Annotated in this window: 18 protein-coding genes; 9 read left to right on the forward strand and 9 right to left on the reverse strand. The window is 41.8% G+C overall.

What is annotated here, in order from left to right; all coding sequences use genetic code 11:
- Both N7974_RS12650 and N7974_RS12655 read right to left on the reverse strand, forming a co-directional pair.
- On the reverse strand, nucleotides 1-511 hold a 511-nt coding region (locus N7974_RS12650; protein ID WP_449566809.1), incomplete at its 3' end, for a Y-family DNA polymerase.
- Nucleotides 511-945: a LexA family protein gene (locus N7974_RS12655; RefSeq protein ID WP_262965969.1), complete on the reverse strand. Its 435-nt coding sequence runs from the start codon at nucleotides 943-945 to the stop codon at nucleotides 511-513. The genes N7974_RS12655 and N7974_RS12650, both read right to left, overlap by 1 nt.
- Before the next feature lie 142 nt (nucleotides 946-1,087).
- Between N7974_RS12655 and lexA the strand changes: the two genes are divergently transcribed.
- From lexA to N7974_RS12670, 3 genes are all read left to right on the forward strand, one after another.
- Nucleotides 1,088-1,714: a transcriptional repressor LexA gene (gene lexA / locus N7974_RS12660; protein WP_262965970.1), complete on the forward strand. Its 627-nt coding sequence runs from the start codon at nucleotides 1,088-1,090 to the stop codon at nucleotides 1,712-1,714.
- Between the two features lie 29 nt (nucleotides 1,715-1,743).
- Nucleotides 1,744-1,884, forward strand: coding sequence for a hypothetical protein (locus N7974_RS12665; protein WP_262965971.1), 141 nt, complete (start codon nucleotides 1,744-1,746; stop codon nucleotides 1,882-1,884).
- Between the two features lie 253 nt (nucleotides 1,885-2,137).
- Nucleotides 2,138-2,860 carry a hypothetical protein gene (locus tag N7974_RS12670; RefSeq protein WP_262965972.1) on the forward strand — a complete coding sequence of 241 codons (723 nt, stop codon included), beginning with the start codon at nucleotides 2,138-2,140 and terminating at the stop codon, nucleotides 2,858-2,860.
- A gap of 33 nt (nucleotides 2,861-2,893) precedes the next feature.
- Here the strand turns inward: N7974_RS12670 and N7974_RS12675 are convergent, their stop codons facing one another.
- The 5 genes from N7974_RS12675 to N7974_RS12695 form a co-directional block, all read right to left on the reverse strand.
- Nucleotides 2,894-3,673 carry a M90 family metallopeptidase gene (locus N7974_RS12675; protein ID WP_262965973.1) on the reverse strand — a complete coding sequence of 260 codons (780 nt, stop codon included), beginning with the start codon at nucleotides 3,671-3,673 and terminating at the stop codon, nucleotides 2,894-2,896.
- Nucleotides 3,674-3,769: 96 nt separating this feature from the next.
- Nucleotides 3,770-4,075 (reverse strand): hypothetical protein, encoded by a 306-nt coding sequence (locus N7974_RS12680; protein WP_243217962.1) that lies wholly within the window; start codon nucleotides 4,073-4,075, stop codon nucleotides 3,770-3,772.
- A 43-nt stretch (nucleotides 4,076-4,118) separates the two neighbouring features.
- Entirely contained in the window at nucleotides 4,119-6,041 is a 1,923-nt protein-coding gene (locus tag N7974_RS12685) for a HEAT repeat domain-containing protein (RefSeq protein ID WP_262965974.1), read from the reverse strand.
- A 418-nt stretch (nucleotides 6,042-6,459) separates the two neighbouring features.
- A complete protein-coding gene (locus tag N7974_RS12690) occupies nucleotides 6,460-7,227 on the reverse strand; it encodes an alpha/beta fold hydrolase (RefSeq protein WP_262965975.1) in 768 nt (255 codons plus the stop codon).
- Complete coding sequence (locus N7974_RS12695) at nucleotides 7,220-8,236, reverse strand: M14 family zinc carboxypeptidase (RefSeq protein WP_262965976.1); 1,017 nt, start codon at nucleotides 8,234-8,236, stop codon at nucleotides 7,220-7,222. Before N7974_RS12695 ends, N7974_RS12690 begins: the two co-directional genes overlap by 8 nt.
- Nucleotides 8,237-8,473: 237 nt before the next feature.
- On the opposite strand from N7974_RS12695, the gene cobS reads away from it, so the two are divergent.
- The 6 genes from cobS to N7974_RS12725 all read left to right on the forward strand — a co-directional run bounded on the left by cobS (nucleotide 8,474) and on the right by N7974_RS12725 (nucleotide 13,711).
- Nucleotides 8,474-9,220 (forward strand): adenosylcobinamide-GDP ribazoletransferase, encoded by a 747-nt coding sequence (gene cobS, locus N7974_RS12700; RefSeq protein WP_262965977.1) that lies wholly within the window; start codon nucleotides 8,474-8,476, stop codon nucleotides 9,218-9,220.
- A complete protein-coding gene (cobC, locus tag N7974_RS12705; RefSeq protein ID WP_262965978.1) occupies nucleotides 9,205-9,777 on the forward strand; it encodes an alpha-ribazole phosphatase in 573 nt (190 codons plus the stop codon). The genes cobS and cobC overlap by 16 nt, the downstream gene beginning before the upstream one ends.
- A complete protein-coding gene (locus tag N7974_RS12710; protein ID WP_262965979.1) occupies nucleotides 9,778-10,812 on the forward strand; it encodes an aminotransferase class I/II-fold pyridoxal phosphate-dependent enzyme in 1,035 nt (344 codons plus the stop codon).
- Between the two features lie 108 nt (nucleotides 10,813-10,920).
- On the forward strand, nucleotides 10,921-12,321 hold the full coding sequence (locus N7974_RS12715) for a cobyric acid synthase (RefSeq protein WP_262965980.1): 1,401 nt from the start codon (nucleotides 10,921-10,923) through the stop codon (nucleotides 12,319-12,321).
- A gap of 2 nt (nucleotides 12,322-12,323) precedes the next feature.
- Nucleotides 12,324-13,217, forward strand: a complete 894-nt coding sequence (cbiB, locus tag N7974_RS12720) for an adenosylcobinamide-phosphate synthase CbiB (RefSeq protein ID WP_262965981.1) — start codon at nucleotides 12,324-12,326, stop codon at nucleotides 13,215-13,217.
- The gene (locus N7974_RS12725) at nucleotides 13,214-13,711 is read left to right on the forward strand and encodes a bifunctional adenosylcobinamide kinase/adenosylcobinamide-phosphate guanylyltransferase (protein ID WP_262965982.1); all 498 of its coding nucleotides are present in this window, start codon (nucleotides 13,214-13,216) and stop codon (nucleotides 13,709-13,711) included. Before cbiB ends, N7974_RS12725 begins: the two co-directional genes overlap by 4 nt.
- A 199-nt stretch (nucleotides 13,712-13,910) precedes the next feature.
- Here N7974_RS12725 and N7974_RS12730 read toward each other — a convergent pair whose 3' ends face one another.
- Nucleotides 13,911-14,201 (reverse strand): acylphosphatase, encoded by a 291-nt coding sequence (locus N7974_RS12730; protein WP_394813117.1) that lies wholly within the window; start codon nucleotides 14,199-14,201, stop codon nucleotides 13,911-13,913.
- Nucleotides 14,180-16,498, reverse strand: coding sequence for a bifunctional 23S rRNA (guanine(2069)-N(7))-methyltransferase RlmK/23S rRNA (guanine(2445)-N(2))-methyltransferase RlmL (gene rlmKL, locus N7974_RS12735; RefSeq protein ID WP_262965983.1), 2,319 nt, complete (start codon nucleotides 16,496-16,498; stop codon nucleotides 14,180-14,182). The genes N7974_RS12730 and rlmKL overlap by 22 nt, the downstream gene beginning before the upstream one ends.
- Nucleotides 16,499-16,536 lie beyond the last annotated feature (38 nt).

Below are 16,536 nucleotides of genomic sequence, written 5' to 3' on the forward strand. Positions count from 1 at the left end.
GAACAAGATCGGATAGATCCAGAACATCCTCGGTTTTTAGCCATTTTTTGGCGGCAAAATTCGCCAGTTTGGCAAGGGTTTTGGTCGGCCCTATGCCCACGCAAACCGGAATACCGGTGGCGCGAACCACCGCTTTTCTAATGCGCTGGCCATAAGCGATAGAATCTTGCTGACAAACACCGGTTAAATCCAAAAAGGCTTCGTCGATGGAATAAACTTCCATAGACGGCGCAAACGCTTCCAGAGTCGCCATGACGCGGGCTGACATGTCGGCAAGCGTGTAGTTTGATGAAAAAAGTTGTATCTGATGTTGATTAATCAACTGTTGTACCTGAAAAACCGGTACCCCCATTTTTACCCCAAGATCTTTCACCTCCTTACTGCGGGCCACCACACAACCGTCATTATTGCTCAGTACCATCACCGGCTTACCGATCAAATCCGGGCGAAAAACCCGTTCACACGATACGTAAAAATTGTTGCAATCAACGAGTGCGAGCAACCGCGGCATTACAGCGGATGAATCACGTTGGTTACTACGCCCCAAATCACCATGTCCAAATCATCATGAATAACAATATCGGCATAGGCAGGGTTTTCCGCTTTCAGTTGCCATTGCCCATTAGCTCGTTCCAAGCGTTTCACGGTTAATTCACCGTCCAGCGCACAAATAACGATCTTACCCGGTACTGCTTCTATAGAGCGATCCACCACCAGAATATCATTGGGATGGATACCGGCACCGAGCATGGATTCACCCTGTGCACGCACAAAGAAGGTCGCTGCTGGTTTTTGTACCAACAGTTCGTTTAAATCCAGATTTTTCTCAACGTAATCATCGGCCGGAGAGGGGAAGCCGGCCGCGACTTTACCACTGAATAGCGGTAGCGGCAGTCTGGGCGGGCAGGGGGTTGGCAAGAAAACACTATAGGCAGGTAGGGACATAATAGCTCGGCAGGAATAGGGTGGATAACAAAACAGAAACACATAGTTGCCATGTTTTCTTTTTGTTCTCTTTTTTGTTGCATTCTAGGGTATTTTTGCTAAGATGGCAAACAACGTAAAGCTCACTGAGAGGCAACGCTACATGAAAGTAATCACCCGGCGACAACAGCAAGTTTTTAATTATCTGCGCGATAACACCGACAGTTTTTCTTGTCCACCCAGCTTGGCCGAGCTCTGTGTACGGTTGGGCATGACTTCGCGTGGATCTTTATATAAACACATCATGGCCTTGATTGAGGCGGGTCTGATTGAGCCTTTTGCCGGTAATAAACAAGGCGGGATTCGCTTGACTTCGCAAGCCGGGCAAGAACAATTACAACCGGAACAAGGCTTGCCGTTTATTGGTGTTATTGCCGCCGGCAAACCGATTGAAGCCTTGGCAACGGTTGACTATATGACAGTACCGGATGCCCTGAAAACCGACAAACCTTGCTATGTGTTACAGGTGAAGGGCGATTCCATGATTGAAGCGGGTATCTTTGACGGGGATTGGGTGGTCATTGAGCAGCGTGATTGTGCCAACAACGGTGATATTGTCGTGGCTTTAATCGATAACGCCGAAGCCACGCTGAAATATCTGGAGCAGGGGGCAGAGCAGGTCTTGCTATTGCCTGCCAATGCCAACATGACCGCACTGTCTTACCGTCCTGAACAAGTTGTCATACAGGGTGTATTAGTCGGACAAATGCGCAGTTATCGAGTTCACTGACACTTTTATAGTTATAACGAGGAACGACCATGCAACATAAAATTCACATGCACGATCAAGTCTTTAATAAAGTTGACGACATCATGAAGCATTATAAAAGAAAACCGGCAGCGCAATTCCTGCAGCAAATAAAGCAGTTTATGGCGAGCATGCAAAACCGAAGGCGATAATTTGATGTGTTAAAAAACACTCGACAGATAAATGGCCGAAGGCACACGCTGTAAATCTGACAGCGGATACTGGAAATTAACTATAAATTCCCGGACAAATAATTTCGATATCAACAGATACCCTTCCGACAAGGAATGGTATCTGTATGAACTTACAACGGCGTAATGGAAATTCAACCCGCGAGGTTATTGATCGTAGTCGAACAAACGACCGTTATTCTTGATAAAATCATTGCCAAATTGGGGGCGCTTAATGAATGATTGGATAACGAATGGGTTAGAATCGTTGCTTGCCACCCTGAAAACCGCCAGCTTTTCCTGTATTCCGTTAACGGTTGGGAAACGGTTGAGTTTACTGTACTGTACTTTGGAATCCATTAAAACGTATCGGTGCAACCATCAATGCGCTAAATATCTATCGATACCGATATCAGTATTGATAGTATTGGCATTATTAAGCGCCTCCAGTCAAAAACATAGCCCGTTCAAAGTTTTGAATGCCATCGGCTTGAGCTCAATTTTGGCAGGCGTGGCGGTTTGGTTTTTAAATCCCGCTGCCTGGTTCGATGTGGCGATATTTGCTAGTGGCATTATCCCCGCCTGGATATTGGGGATAGTTGTCTTGGCAAAACTGCTAAAAAATAACAACTTTTCCGAATCACCCTTTGCCTATCGGGCGATGGCAGAACCCCAACCAAAACTTTTCTTGCTATTGTTTTTGAGTTTCTTGGGGATGGTCGGTTTTCCTATTTCACCGGCTTTTCTCGGCGAAGATTTATTGCTTTTTCATGTCAGTAATCATGCGCCCTGGGTTGCACTGCCTATCACTGTTGCTTTCGCTATCAATGGTATCGCTGCCGCCCGGGTATTTGAAAGACTGTGTATGGGCACCCAGACTGAACTTAATATAATGATAGAAGAACTTGAGATAAAAGTAGCGCTATCTATCAAAATACCAAAACACCATACGGCTTGATTAATTACGCGAGAGCTGTCTGGCAGAGAATTTTCAACCAACAGGATGTTGGCGCAGCAACGGATCTTGCCGGTAATAAAGTTGCAGTTGTTGGTAGACTTCAGCAAAATGCGATTGCAAAATTTCTGGCGCGCAGAAAAAATATTCACTGATTACCGCAAAAAACTCGGCTGGACTGGTTGCTGCATAAGAGTCAATAACGGGGTGATGGTGATGCTCGACCCGTTGAACCAGGCTTTCATAAGCAACACTGAGTGAAGTCGACCACGCAACGACAGCCATCCCATGATGCAACGGTGGAAAGCCGTCAGCCGAACCATTAAGCATATCCAACTTATGAGCAATTTCATGAATAACAACATTGCGGCCGGATTGATTATCCGGTATATCCCGTTCAACATCATCCCATGATAATATCAAAGGCCCCCGCAACCATGATTCACCGATTAACGCATTGTCATTATGGTGAACAACACCCGCCGCATCCTTTTCGTCCCGGTTAATCCTGAACGCAGACGGGTAAACAATAATCTCTGTCCAACCCGATAAACAGTCAATCCCCAACCAAAGCGCAGGCACACAGGCTTGAATCGCAATGATCAGACACATGGTATCGGTAAGTTGAAAGTCCTGTGCACCGGAAAATTTTTTTTCATTGAGAAACAAGGTTGTTAGTTCACGTAAATGCGCCTTCTCAACCGCCGTCATGCCCTCCAAAGAAGCCAGTTTTTCAGTCACCTCAAGCCATAAAACATGCTCAATAGCATGATGCTGTAAAACGTAACGGGTATGTAGGCGATTAAAAAAATTCATAGCCAATTAAATCCTGATTTCTATAGGGCTGGGATGACAATACGGGCACTAATAATTGTAAACAGTTGATTAATAATGATTAACCAAAAAAAGATGTTAAATAATTTCAAAAGAGAAAATCACCGTAATTAATGTCATTGATACCAATCCCAGCAAGAAGATCATTTCTGCCCAACGCTCTAATCGTTCATTGGCTTGCTTTGAACGAATCGATGAAAATGAAAGTAATGCACTGATCATAAATAATAAACTATCAATCGCCAAGGCTTTATCAATCAGGTAATTTGTAAGTCCTGTATCCATCGTTTTGACGATACTGATAACCATAATACAAACACCCACCATCGTCGCAGAATTCGGCAAAATATGATGGGATAGATCATTTGAACTATTATTTTTCATCAGCTATTTCCTTATAAACAAAACAGGAAAAAATCAAACTCATCTAAAAGTTTGTTGATTTATCTGAGCTTTTGAACACATTTGCCAAGACATACCAAATTAATTTCAAAAACATGGCGACCACAAAAACAAATAATATTCCCATCAGGTATATTCCTCCCCACCTACCATCATCTTTAAACTGCGGATAGTAAGGAGAAATATCAGCCAAAAAACGAAACAAGTATATTGAACTACCAAAGATAGCAATGCTGACAAAAAACTTTTTACCTCTTAGAAATAATGGCAAAAATGCCAAGACAGGACATACCACGATTAACAGATTAAAAGCATTATTAATTAACGCGGTTAATAAGGGATTCTGTATTTGTGACAGCCTTTCCTGCGTTGCATTACTTACCTCAATGACTTCATCATTTAAAAGAGGAGCGATAATATAAACAGCCTCTTTTCCTTGTAATTCTATCAGTGCGTTCATTGCACCAATACGTATCTTGGGCTCATTATCTTTTAAAAAAAAGACCAGCGTGGGGATTGCTTCTTTTGCCTGTAATTTTGCTACAGTCTCTGTTGCTGCAAGGCGTACATCATCATTACTATCTTGCAAAAGATCAATAATACCGGGGATCGCTTCTTTTGCCTGTAACTCTTTTAATGTATTGACTGCCGCATAGCGTATGCTTTTATTGTTGTCTTGCAAAAAAGGCACAACAGTAGAAATTACTTCTTTTTTAGGAACTAAGGCATTTTTTTCTTGTAATTGCTGCACTAATTCCATTGCCCGAATTCGTATCCCGTCGTCATTATCGTGTAACAGAGGAACAAGACGAGGAACAAGTTCTTTTTCTTGCAATTGTACTATCGAATTAAACGCCTGAAGACGCACAAGACCAACGCTATCCTTTAACAGTGGAAGAATACCGGAAACCGCATTTTCTCCCTGTAATTCTTCTAATGCAACTATTGCATTTCTACGCACATCAGGATTGCTATCTTTCAAAAGAACGGTAATTTTTGCAATGGCTTCTTTTGCCTTTACTTTGCGTAAAAGGCTTAGTGCACTGGAACGAATCTCTGCATTGCTGTCTTGCAAAAGCAGAATAATGCCAGGCACCGCTTCTTTTGCGTCTAAATCCTGCAATGCTTTTATCGCGCTCAAGCGCACATTATCGTCCTTGTCTTGTAAAAGAGAAATAATTCCAGGAAGCGCCTCTTTTCCTTGTAACAAGCCGAGTGCTTCCATGGCTCGAATACGTATATTGCTGTCTTTATCTTTCAAAAGCCCGGTAATGCCGGAGGTCGCCTCTTTAGCTTGCAATTGCAATAAGGCGTTTATAGCAGCCATGCGTACCGTGTTTTCGCTATCGTTTAATAGCAGAATAATCGTTGGAATTGCTTCTTTAGCTTGCAATTGCAATAAGGCGTCCAGTGCACTAATACGTACATTGGCGTCTTTTTCTTGAAAAAGAGAAATAATGCTTGGAATTGCTGCCTTTGCGCGAAATTGCACTAATACTTCTATGGTTTTATTCCGAACGGAGCTATCCGCATCTTGTAAAAGAGGAATAATACGGGGAATCGTTTCTTTCGCGTCTAATTGTCCTAATACTTCTATTGCGGCAGCGCGTACATAAGGTTCGCTATCTTTCAAAAACGGCGTAATACTGGAAATTGCCCGCTGCTCTGCCAAGCTTTGCAATAGTTTCAAAACGTATGATTTACTATTGCTTAAATTGTTTTTCGGGTTTTTTAAAGTAGGAGCAATAGCCGGAACCGTGTCTTTTTTTTGTGACTGCGCCAATATTTTTTTTACGCTTTTACTGGCTTTATCTGCCTTCTTTCCTGTCAAACATTCCTTTTCGGACCCGGAAGAGCGATTAGTACAATTCTGGATTTTTTCTGCCAGAACAGTATGATTTACTAAAACCAGGATCATGGAAAAAATAAAATAAAGTATTATTTTCATAGATAATGAACTGTTTTGATAGATGGCTTAGGTTTGAAATAACACACCTGATGGATGTCTAAAAATTGCTTTTAGCAAATTGGCGATATAGTAATGTTAATAACTTACTAAAAAAAGCCAATATCCAAAATTTTTAGTGATTTCCATAAATGATTATATAATTTTCATGTTTTATTGATGAATTACCGATTTTTATCTAAAATCCCTCTCTTTCCCTTGCTACCTTAGATGGCCATCAGTCTAACAGGACAGCAGTATATAGGGTTTCTTTATTTGTTGCACGATAGACAGATCTTGGCTAAATATTCATTAGACCGAAAGAAACCAACTTACTATAATGACGTTAAATCATTTTTGGTAACTTGGTTTCAAGCTGCTTTTGGCGTGTTTTTATCATTACTGTCAGACGGCATTTTTATTACTCTTTCAAAGCCCAGTTTTTCAGCTGCAATGCTACCCACACCGGATCGTCAAGCGTTAAATCATGACCTCCCCATGGGTGACTGTGCAATTCTAAATGCCATTTTTTTTGTATAGCTTCCGAGCAGTTTGGTGACACTAGTCTGTCGCCTTTGCTGTTTAGTAATAAAATGGGCTGTTCCGGCTTTCTATCGCCGGGACGATAGGTTGCAGCTGCTACAATTTGTCGAAAGCTGTTTTTAAGACTAATCGGGCGCTCATGCTGTATTTTCTCCCAATCAAGGCTTATCTGTTCATCCTGATCGCGGCGATTGCTTATTAATTGCAATATGGCTTTTTCTCGGCTGCAACCCTTTCGCTTCGACATCAATAGCGTAAATTTACCGTAACTTTGCCAGCGTAATCGATGATAAAAAGGACTTAAATCGGCAAAACTGGTATTAATCAGACTTGCCCCGCAAATATCCTCAGGGTAACTACGCATCCACTCCCAGGCTACCATGGCTCCCAATGAAACAGCCAGAAGGGTAACAGGTTGTTGCAGGTAACCCTGAGCAAGCGCTAGCCCACGAACTTTGTTGGTAATGGCCTTGATGGAAGCCGGACTAACTTCTTTGTGAAAACAGCCGGTACCAGGTAAATCCAGCATGGTGATGTTGGTATCGGGAAAAGTTGCCTTCAGGATGGGAATAAAATCGCCCCAGTGCGCTGATTCACGTGACAAGCCTCTAAGTAGAAGCCAGTTTTGACTAGGTTTATTATTCATACCAAATATCCTGTGCTTTTTTTGTATATTCGGCTTTTTGTTGATGCGCCAAGTGGGCCCAACTTCCTGGATATAAAAGACTTCTGTGTAAAAAATCAAAAAGTAAAAAATGCCGACGAAAAACCCGATGCTGCCGATGTGGCAAAAGCGGGTGGAACAAGCCGTGCCGGGAAAATAGATGTGATGGATTCTTGCGTAACCATAGCCATGAACCCATTTCCAGAGTCAAAGGCAAAAATAAACGATCAGTGTCAAATTTTTGTATAAATTCATCAAGCAGATAGTCCCATAAATCACCGCTAATGACATATTCCAGGCACATGGGCTCTATTTTATAAATATGATGTGGATAACATCGATCAAATAATTCTTTTAATGCCAAGGTTTCAGCAATAAAAGGAAAGGGGATTTTGCGTGAAGCATAAGGAAACCATAAGCGGTCTTTAATACCAAAACCGGAATGTAAATCCAGGGCAATCGACAATGGTGAGTTAAACAGTTGTTGATCGACTACACGACATAAAGCCAACGCTTCTTTTTCCATGTTCAAGACATCGCCGCGATACCAGGGCAATCGTGGCGTCAAGTTCTGACCACTGTAAAGCTTGGTTGCACCCACACCTTCTACGGGTGAATTTCGCATAAGATCAACCCCATTGCCGTTACAACGAGTCCCCAGATAAATACCCACCGGATTAACCAGAGGCACAAAGACCAGTCGGGATTTTTCCAAACGGGCAAGAAGTTCTTCATCCCAATCGAGTAATTGACTGATAGTTTCCATATAAGACAAAATGACTTCCGAGCCAATTTTTTCCAGTCCGTGGACACCGCCAAAAAATGCCAATACCGGCACATCGGGTTCAGTTGAGCCTAAGGTAATGCAATGGATAGGAAATTCATGGTCTTTATAATGAATTCGCTCTATAACTTGAGTACGGGCTTTGTTGCCGAATTGCTCAATAATACGTTCAAGCTGTTCAAGTTCAGGAAATTTAAAACCAGTCATAGGTAGAAATCAGAAGTTATAAGTAATGAAAAACAACTTTATTGTTTTATGCATTAGTATCACACAGTGTAATTGTTATACTTTGTTAAGAAAATCAGAGGATAACTCTTAAATAAACGGTTATCCTATTACACTCTCATGACAAAAAGATGAATTGTAGCGGACCACTTACTGCATCGATATTTATACTTTTTACTCTATTAAATACCAACATTAAATAATCCGATACCAAATATAATGCCCCAACTAAAACTATTTCTGCTTGCTCTTGGCTTTTATACCCGTATACCTTGTTCACAACTATTGGATTATAAACAGTTACCTCAAGCAACTATTTATTTGCCGCTGGTCGGCTGGCTGGTTGGTAGTATTACTGCGCTCAGCTTTTATCTGGCTGATTGTTTGTGGCCGCAAACAACAGCAGTCATATTAGCTTTAATTGTCGGTATTTTTTTGACGGGCGCCTTTCACGAAGATGGTTTTGCCGATGTCTGTGACGGTTTTGGCGGAGGCTGGGGTAAACAACGTATTCTGGAGATCATGAAAGATTCCTCTCTCGGTGTTTATGGCGTTATCGGATTGTTGCTACTTTTTTTATTGAAGTTCAGTTTACTGGATAGTTTATTAGCCACAGCCGTTCCTTTTGTCTTATTGGCCGGGCACAGTATTAGCAGGTTGTCGCCACTGTTGCTCATGCAGCGATATAATTATGCGCGTAATAATGACAGCAAGGCGGCTGTTGCTATTTATAAAGCCAATAGGCAACAATTGTTTGTTGCTAGCGTGTCAGGCTTGTTACCTTTGCTGCTGCTGCCCGCTGTGTGTGTACTGGCTATTATTCCTGTTTTCGTTGTTAATTGGTATTTGGGACGTTATTTTTATCGCTATATCGGTGGTTACACAGGCGATTGTCTGGGTGCAAGCCAACAAATTTCAGAAACTGTTTTTTATTTAAGCATTAGTGCCTTATGGATATTTATTTAATTCGCCACACGAAAACTGACACGTTTAAAGGACTTTGTTATGGGCAAAGTAATGTTGGATTGGCGAAAAGCTTCCTTGAAGAAGCGCATCAACTGCAACAGAAATTACCTGAACTTAAAGATAACAGTCTGCTTTTTAGTAGTCCGTTAACGCGCTGCGTACAATTGGCTGAACGGCTTTCCAAGTTGGTGACGACTGATGCCCGATTGATGGAACTTGATTTTGGTGATTGGGAGAACAGTTACTTTGATGATATTGATACGGTTATTTTACAGCAGTGGACCGATGATTTTGTTAACGTTGCACCACCAAACGGGGAAAGTTTTATTGATTTATGCCGGCGTGTCGGAGATTTTTGGCAAGAGTTGCTACAGGGAATACCACCGACTACAGAACAAGTTTTGATAATAACCCATGCTGGCGTTATTCGCGCATTATTGGCACATATTTTAAAACTACCGCCTGCTAATGCTTTTCAGTTTCGGGTTGACTTGGGTTCTGTGCATAAACTTCAGCACCTCGATAATTACACTGTTATAAACTACATCAACTTATAAATGAAACACGGTGGTAATATTTATCAGTTTGCCCGGTATCTAGGCTGCCTGCCTGAACAGATAGTGGATTTTTCAGCCAATATTAATCCACAGCAAGCGGTTGATTTGAGTTGTTTGCAACCGGTCTCACTTGGCCCTTATGCCGATCCCGATTATAGATCGTTAAAGCAGGCGATTAGCACGCGCTATAACTATCCGGCTAATGCCGATATTGAAGTATTTAATGGTGCCAGTGCCGCTATTTTTGCTTTACTACGCCGGATACAGCCGCAAGATTTGGTTTTATACACGCCTTTGTATGGCGAATATGCGCATATTGCCGGAGAACTGGGTTGTAAGTTGCATAATATCAACCGGTTTAATTCGTTAATAATGGATATTCCCAAAAATAGCACAGTAATTTTTGTTAATCCCTCCACGCCGGATGGACAGCTTTATGATATGCAAGAACGCTTGGCAGCTTGGCAAGCGGCAGACTGTAATATTATCGTCGATGAATCATTTTTGGATTTTTGCGTGGCCGATTCGGCAGCAGAATACATAGCCGATTACGATAAACTTTATATTATTAAATCATTAAGTAAATTTTATGGTTGTGCAGGCATTCGTATAGGCTTTATTATCGCGGCTGTAAAAGCAATAAAAGAACTAAAACGTTACGAGCCAGCATGGAAACTATCCAGTTTTGATATGATGTACATCCGGCAGGCGTTGGCAAATACTGATTTTGTTGAACAAACCCGGCAGCAGACAGCGTACCTTCGCAACTTGCTACAATGCGCCCTGCAATCTTCCGGTTTGTTTCAGCGGATTTATTCAGGACAGGCTAATTTTCTACTGGCAAAATTAGCCAATGATTTTGATGGCTACCATTTGCAAAGGCTATTGGAACCATCACGAATTTTAATTCGGGTTTGTGATAATTTTGAAGGCCTGGATAATCGCCATGTCCGTTTTGCTGTAAAAGATACACTGTCTATTAGTTTACTTGCGGACAGCTTAAAAACGCTGTCGCTAAATATTGGTAGTCGATAAACATCCGGAAATTTTCCGGGTGGTAAGTCAGACTAAAATCGGCAATAAAATGCCATTGCCATGAGACGTTGGAATACAACGCTTTTATTTATGGATTAAAAGGGATATATGAAACCATTAGCTGTTTTTGGTACCGGTTCAGATGCAGGTAAAACTAGTTTGGTCATGGCATTGTGCCGAATTTTTGCGGATCAGGACATAAAAGTCGCGCCTTTTAAGGCACAAAATGTGTCCAATAATTCAGCGGTTACCCATGATGGTCGTGAAATTTCCAGGGCTCAGTGTTTACAGGCAGAAGGTGCACGGGTAGAACCCAATTATTTGTTTAATCCGGTACTGCTTAAATCGCATGGTAACAGTTCTGTACAAGTGATAGTCAATGGCCTGGTTCATAAAAAACAAACTATAACCGCTTATTATGATGAAATTAATGAGCTAAAATTACAAGTACAACTGGCTTTTTCGCGTTTGCAGCAAGATTATGAGTTGGTCATTGCCGAAGGCGCAGGGTCACCTGTTGAATTAAATTTGTTGGATAAAGACTTATCGAACACCTTCATCGCCAATACTTTTAACACCAAAAATATTTTGGTAGCCGACATAGAAAGAGGCGGGGTATTTGCTTCAATTTACGGCACCATGGCATTAATGGATCCGGTTATGCGGAGCAACCTGGTTGGAGTCGTCATCAATAAGTTTCGCGGTGACCGGCGTTTTTTTGATGAAGGTGAAAAGATTATCAGGGATCGTTTTGGTATACCTGTTTTAGGGGTGCTACCTTTTCAGCCGTTAAATATTGACATGGAAGATTCCCAGTCCCTAGGAAATTATCAACAGCGCCTGGATGATGTAAAAATCCGTGTTGGCGTTATCGCCTATCCCGGTTTAAGCAACTATAACGACCTCGATGTTTTAATGGCAGACCCTGAAGTTTATGTCGAATTAATCCATGCTTATCGTTCGCTGAATGATTTTGATATGGTTTTACTACCCGGTAGCAAAACCGTAATCCGTGATTTGCAATGGCTAAAAAAACAGGGTTTATTTAAAGAGCTTCAACAGTTCAATAAACCTGTTTTTGGGCTTTGCGGCGGTTATCAAATGCTTTGTGAAAGTCTACATGATCCCGATGCCCTGGAACATGATGAACCCATCATTGAACCCGGTTTAAGTTTTATTGATGATGTGGTCATCTATCAAAGTCCTAAAATACTTCAGCGTGCCTATTATCAATTGTCTTCATACACGGCAATAAAAGGCTATGAAATTCATAGTGGACGCATGGGCAAGTACCCTTTATTTTATCAAGGTGGACGTTTCACGGGTACGCATGTGCATGGTATTTTTGACAATGATGCTTTCCGGGGGGATTATTTTAAGGCGATTAATCCTCGCTATCAGGGTTTTGACTATGCAAACTATCGTGAAGCGCAAATACAGGGTTTTACCGATATGGTCGCGAAAAATCTGGATACGGCCGCTATCCTGAAAGCACTTCAGCCCGATTGATCGTGTTTGAATTAGCAGCTTTAGCCTATCTTATTGATATTTTTTTTGGTGAATTCCGTTGTAAACATCCGGTGGTATGGATGGGTGAATTTATTTCGGGGTTTGAAAAACGTTTTTATCATGACCAAGTTTTACCCGGTGCACTATTAGTGATCAGCTTGGTCGTATTGACCCTGCTGATTAGCAGCGTTGTTGTTTATCTGTGTAGCTGGTTACCGGAAGAACTGTCTTTAATCGTATTGGCATTGATTGCTTCCACCGGACTGGCCATGAATATGTTGCATGCCAGTGTTACTGAAATATTGACGACTAAACAGCCTAAACGAGCTTTAAGTTTTCTCGTTAGTCGTGATACTGACGCCATGACGGAAACTGAAATCTATAAAGCGGCATTGGAAACCTGGGCTGAAAATCTCAGTGACGGTGTTATTGCACCCTTGTTTTATTTGGTATTGTTTGGCTTGCCGGGGATTGCGGTTTATAAAGCTATTAATACGATGGACTCCATGATTGCCTATAAAACCGGGCGATATTTTTATTTTGGTAAAACGGCGGCTATTGTTGATGATATAGCCAATTTTTTACCGGCACGACTGACAGCGTTGTTGATTGTTTTATTGGCTAAAGATAAACGTCTTGCCTGGCAATGCTTGTGGCGTGATGGCAATAAACTGGAAAGTCCCAATGCCGGATTTCCGATTGCCGCAATGGCAGGCGCTTTAGGTATTACCTTAGGTGGCGAGGCTTCTTATCACGGACAACTAAAATATAAACCGCTATTAGGAATATCTGTTAACCCGGTCAATAAGACCGTATTAGCGGAGGCTTTAGCAATGAAAACAGGGGTTAATTGGCTCGTTTTAGGTTTATTAGCTACGGGTGCTGCACTGACATGAAAACACTGTTTATAGGTGGTATAAAAAGTGGTAAATCCCGATTGGCAGAAGCGTATATTTTAGAACAAGAATACCCGGATAAACCTTACTATTTGGCAACAACTGAGTTTTTTGATGATGAAATACAAGCACGTGTGACTATTCATCAACTGCGCCGTAAAGATTTTTTTATCACACGGGAAGAGCCGGTAAAACTGTTTGACGCCCTTGAAAAATGCCGGCGACCGGTATTGATAGAGTGTGTATCAATGTGGCTCAATAATTTACTTTATTATCAAATTTCAGAAGCTGATATTTTACAGGAACTGGAAGCCGTGTTGCAGTTACCCTGTCCTATGGTTCTGGTACACAATGAAGTCGGCTTGGGTGTCATTGCCGATAATCTATTGGCACGCCAGTTTGTTGATTTATCGGGTAAAGCAGCGCAGTTGATGGCGCAGTACTGTGATGAAGTGTTTTTTTGTAGCGCAGGATTAAAGCTGCGTATGAAATAGTCACTGTTTTGACAACACAGTAAGAACTCCCAATCGTTGTCTGACTTTTGAACGTCACTGCCTTAATTTATTTCTGATCGGGTCGGTGGTAACAACATTACATCTGTTACCCCGACCCGATCAAAGCGTAATTCCGAAGTGTGTAAACACGATCAGTAGGTTTTTTTGCGAGTTGCTTAATCTTTCTAAAATAAACCTGTTATCTGATTTCAAAAGCAGTAAAAGCCTCATCAGTTTCCAGTTCAATTATGTCAACCTGATCAACTCGGGCGGTGATCGGGCCTTTGTGGCACCATTGTATTAATTGCTCAACACTGGAATGATCAGCTTCGGCAATAATTTCGACCCGACCATCGGGCAAATTTCTGACAAAGCCTTTTATCTCAAGTTGTCTGGCTTTTTTCTGGGTAAACATCCGAAAATAAACGCCTTGCACACGTCCGGAGACCTGAAGCCTGACCCTACGTATCACTTGGTAATTTTCCAGCAATAATGAATTCTTGGATTACGGGAAAAATCTTCAGGAATAGTGGCAGCGCTAATGTCTTGTACTATTAATTCAGACAAGCCCGGCAGATCAATTTTAAATCGTCTGAAATTGGTAGAAAAATATAAAATCCCTTCAGGTGCCAATAGTGTTACAGCATTTTTTATTAGCTGAACATGATCATTTTGTATATCGAACACATCATCCATTCGCTTTGAATTGGAAAATGTTGGTGGATCAAGAAAGATAAGATCATATTGCTGGGTATCCGTTTGTTTGGCTTCATTTGCCAGCCATTCCAAACAATCTGCCTGAATAAACTCATGCTCTCCGGTATTTTTATTCAGAGCCATATTGTTCTTGGCCCAAGTAATATAAGTATTGGACATATCCACCGTGGTGGTTGACGTTGCCCCTCCCATAGCGGCATGAACGGTGGCACTGCCGGTATAAGCAAATAAATTTAAAAAGCGTTTATCTTTAGCCTGTTGCTGAATCAGTAGCCGGACAGGTCGATGATCGAGAAACAAGCCGGTATCCAGATAATCTTCAAAATTAACCAATAATTTGCAGCCACCTTCTTCAATGGTATGGAAGCGTCCCAGCTCACCGTGTTTTTCGTATTGGTCAGTACTTCTTTGTTTACGACGTATTTTTAAAAAAACCTGCTCGCTATTAACACCCAATACCTGAGGTATTTCGGCAAGCAAGCCAGCCAATCTCTGATCTGCTTTATGTTGATCAATCGTTTTAGGGGGTTCATATTCCTGAACATTTATCCAGGTTTGCTCATCCTCACCCTGATAAATATCAACCGCTGCCGCATATTCGGGTAAATCGGCATCGTAAACACGATAGCAGGTAATCCCGTTTTGCTTTGCCCATTTGGACAGTTTTTTAAAATTCTTTTTCAGTCGATTGGCGAATTCTATCGCTCCAACACTAGCATCAATACTGTTGACTACAGATTTCTCTCCCAGCTCAAGATCCTGTTCGGCAACGCCTACTACTTGCTGTTCACGACCTTTCTCTGCACCGACAAGCCTTTCGGCACTGATATTAGATTGCTCGGTTTTACTAATCGCAATGACTTGAGCAATGCGTTCTTCCTGTGTTTTGGCCTTTGGAATAAAAAAATTATTTGCTTCAATATTCAGACGTAATAATTTACACTCAAGTGCACCGTTAAACAGGGTAATCGGTTTTTGTGAACGTATGCCCAAACGAAAACCCAGCTCGGGATTACTGATAATCATCGCGGCTTTCCAGCCAACAAAATGCGTTTTTAGTGCCGTACCAAATTTTTTGTACAGCTCTGCGGTTTCTTGTTCATCGCCCAAACGTTCACCGTAAGGCGGGTTACAGATTAACAACCCCGGTTTCCAGCTTTCAGCAGGCTCTGCATCTTCAATATCGCGACGCTCAACATGAATTTTATTTTGTAGTCCGGCATTAGCGATATGCGTTAAAGCCGCATTGACGGTGTGACGATTTTGATCAAAGCCAACGATAACGGGGAGCTTTTCCAGCCCCACTTTTCTGCGTTGTAGCGCTTCAATGCGTAATTTTTTCCAGCATTCTGCATCATGCTTTTTCCAGCCAATAAAGCCAAAATATTCACGCAATAGCCCGGGGGCGTAATCTGCAGCGATCATTGCGCCTTCCAACAATAGCGTACCTGAACCACACATCGGATCAATTAATGAGCCGTTTTGTTGGGCAATTTCCGGCCAACCGCAACGCAGTAGCATGGCAGCCGCAAGATTTTCTTTCATCGGCGCCTGTATATTGACGTCCCGATAGCCTCGGCGATGCAAACTTTCACCGGAAAGATCCAAACTAAGTTGGGCGATTTCGCCATTCAAATACACATTGATTCGAATATTAGGTTGCTCGGTATTGATGCTGGGGCGTTGTTGAAACTTTTCCCGCATCTGATCGACAATCGCATCTTTAACTTTTAATGCGCCAAAATGGGTATTATTAATAGCCTGCGAATTTTTTGCACTGAACGAGACAGCAAAAGTATCATCAGCGTTAATATGTTCAAACCAATTGATTTGTTGCACGCCATTGTAGAGATCTTCCTGGGTTTTTACCTCAAAAGAACTTAATACCAGCAAAATCCGGTTGGCTGTTCGTGACCATAAACAGGCACGATAAGCGGTTTCCAGATCACCCTCAAAAGCAACGCCTGCCATTGTAGCCTTAATATTATTGATGCCGAGAGTTTTAAGTTCTTCGGTAAGAATGGTTTCCATCGCCTTTGGCGTGGTGGCAAACAATTGGTAAGTGGGCATAAGAACAAGGAAAAAGGTAAAAGGGGAAAATAAAAAAG

The organism is Methylobacter psychrophilus (assembly GCF_025583945.1).
In the GTDB taxonomy this organism is placed as follows: domain Bacteria; phylum Pseudomonadota; class Gammaproteobacteria; order Methylococcales; family Methylomonadaceae; genus Methylobacter_C; species Methylobacter_C psychrophilus.

Bases quoted from the DNA above. Each gene is read 5' to 3' on its own strand.
- N7974_RS12655 (WP_262965969.1), bottom strand. From the start codon at position 945: ATGTCCCTACCTGCCTATAGTGTTTTCTTGCCAACCCCCTGCCCGCCC.
- lexA (WP_262965970.1), top strand. From the start codon at position 1,088: ATGAAAGTAATCACCCGGCGACAACAGCAAGTTTTTAATTATCTGCGC.
- N7974_RS12665 (WP_262965971.1), top strand. From the start codon at position 1,744: ATGCAACATAAAATTCACATGCACGATCAAGTCTTTAATAAAGTTGAC.
- N7974_RS12670 (WP_262965972.1), top strand. From the start codon at position 2,138: ATGAATGATTGGATAACGAATGGGTTAGAATCGTTGCTTGCCACCCTG.
- N7974_RS12675 (WP_262965973.1), bottom strand. From the start codon at position 3,673: ATGAATTTTTTTAATCGCCTACATACCCGTTACGTTTTACAGCATCAT.
- N7974_RS12680 (WP_243217962.1), bottom strand. From the start codon at position 4,075: ATGAAAAATAATAGTTCAAATGATCTATCCCATCATATTTTGCCGAAT.
- N7974_RS12685 (WP_262965974.1), bottom strand. From the start codon at position 6,041: ATGAAAATAATACTTTATTTTATTTTTTCCATGATCCTGGTTTTAGTA.
- N7974_RS12690 (WP_262965975.1), bottom strand. From the start codon at position 7,227: ATGAATAATAAACCTAGTCAAAACTGGCTTCTACTTAGAGGCTTGTCA.
- N7974_RS12695 (WP_262965976.1), bottom strand. From the start codon at position 8,236: ATGACTGGTTTTAAATTTCCTGAACTTGAACAGCTTGAACGTATTATT.
- cobS (WP_262965977.1), top strand. From the start codon at position 8,474: ATGCCCCAACTAAAACTATTTCTGCTTGCTCTTGGCTTTTATACCCGT.
- cobC (WP_262965978.1), top strand. From the start codon at position 9,205: ATGGATATTTATTTAATTCGCCACACGAAAACTGACACGTTTAAAGGA.
- N7974_RS12710 (WP_262965979.1), top strand. From the start codon at position 9,778: ATGAAACACGGTGGTAATATTTATCAGTTTGCCCGGTATCTAGGCTGC.
- N7974_RS12715 (WP_262965980.1), top strand. From the start codon at position 10,921: ATGAAACCATTAGCTGTTTTTGGTACCGGTTCAGATGCAGGTAAAACT.
- N7974_RS12725 (WP_262965982.1), top strand. From the start codon at position 13,214: ATGAAAACACTGTTTATAGGTGGTATAAAAAGTGGTAAATCCCGATTG.
- rlmKL (WP_262965983.1), bottom strand. From the start codon at position 16,498: ATGCCCACTTACCAATTGTTTGCCACCACGCCAAAGGCGATGGAAACC.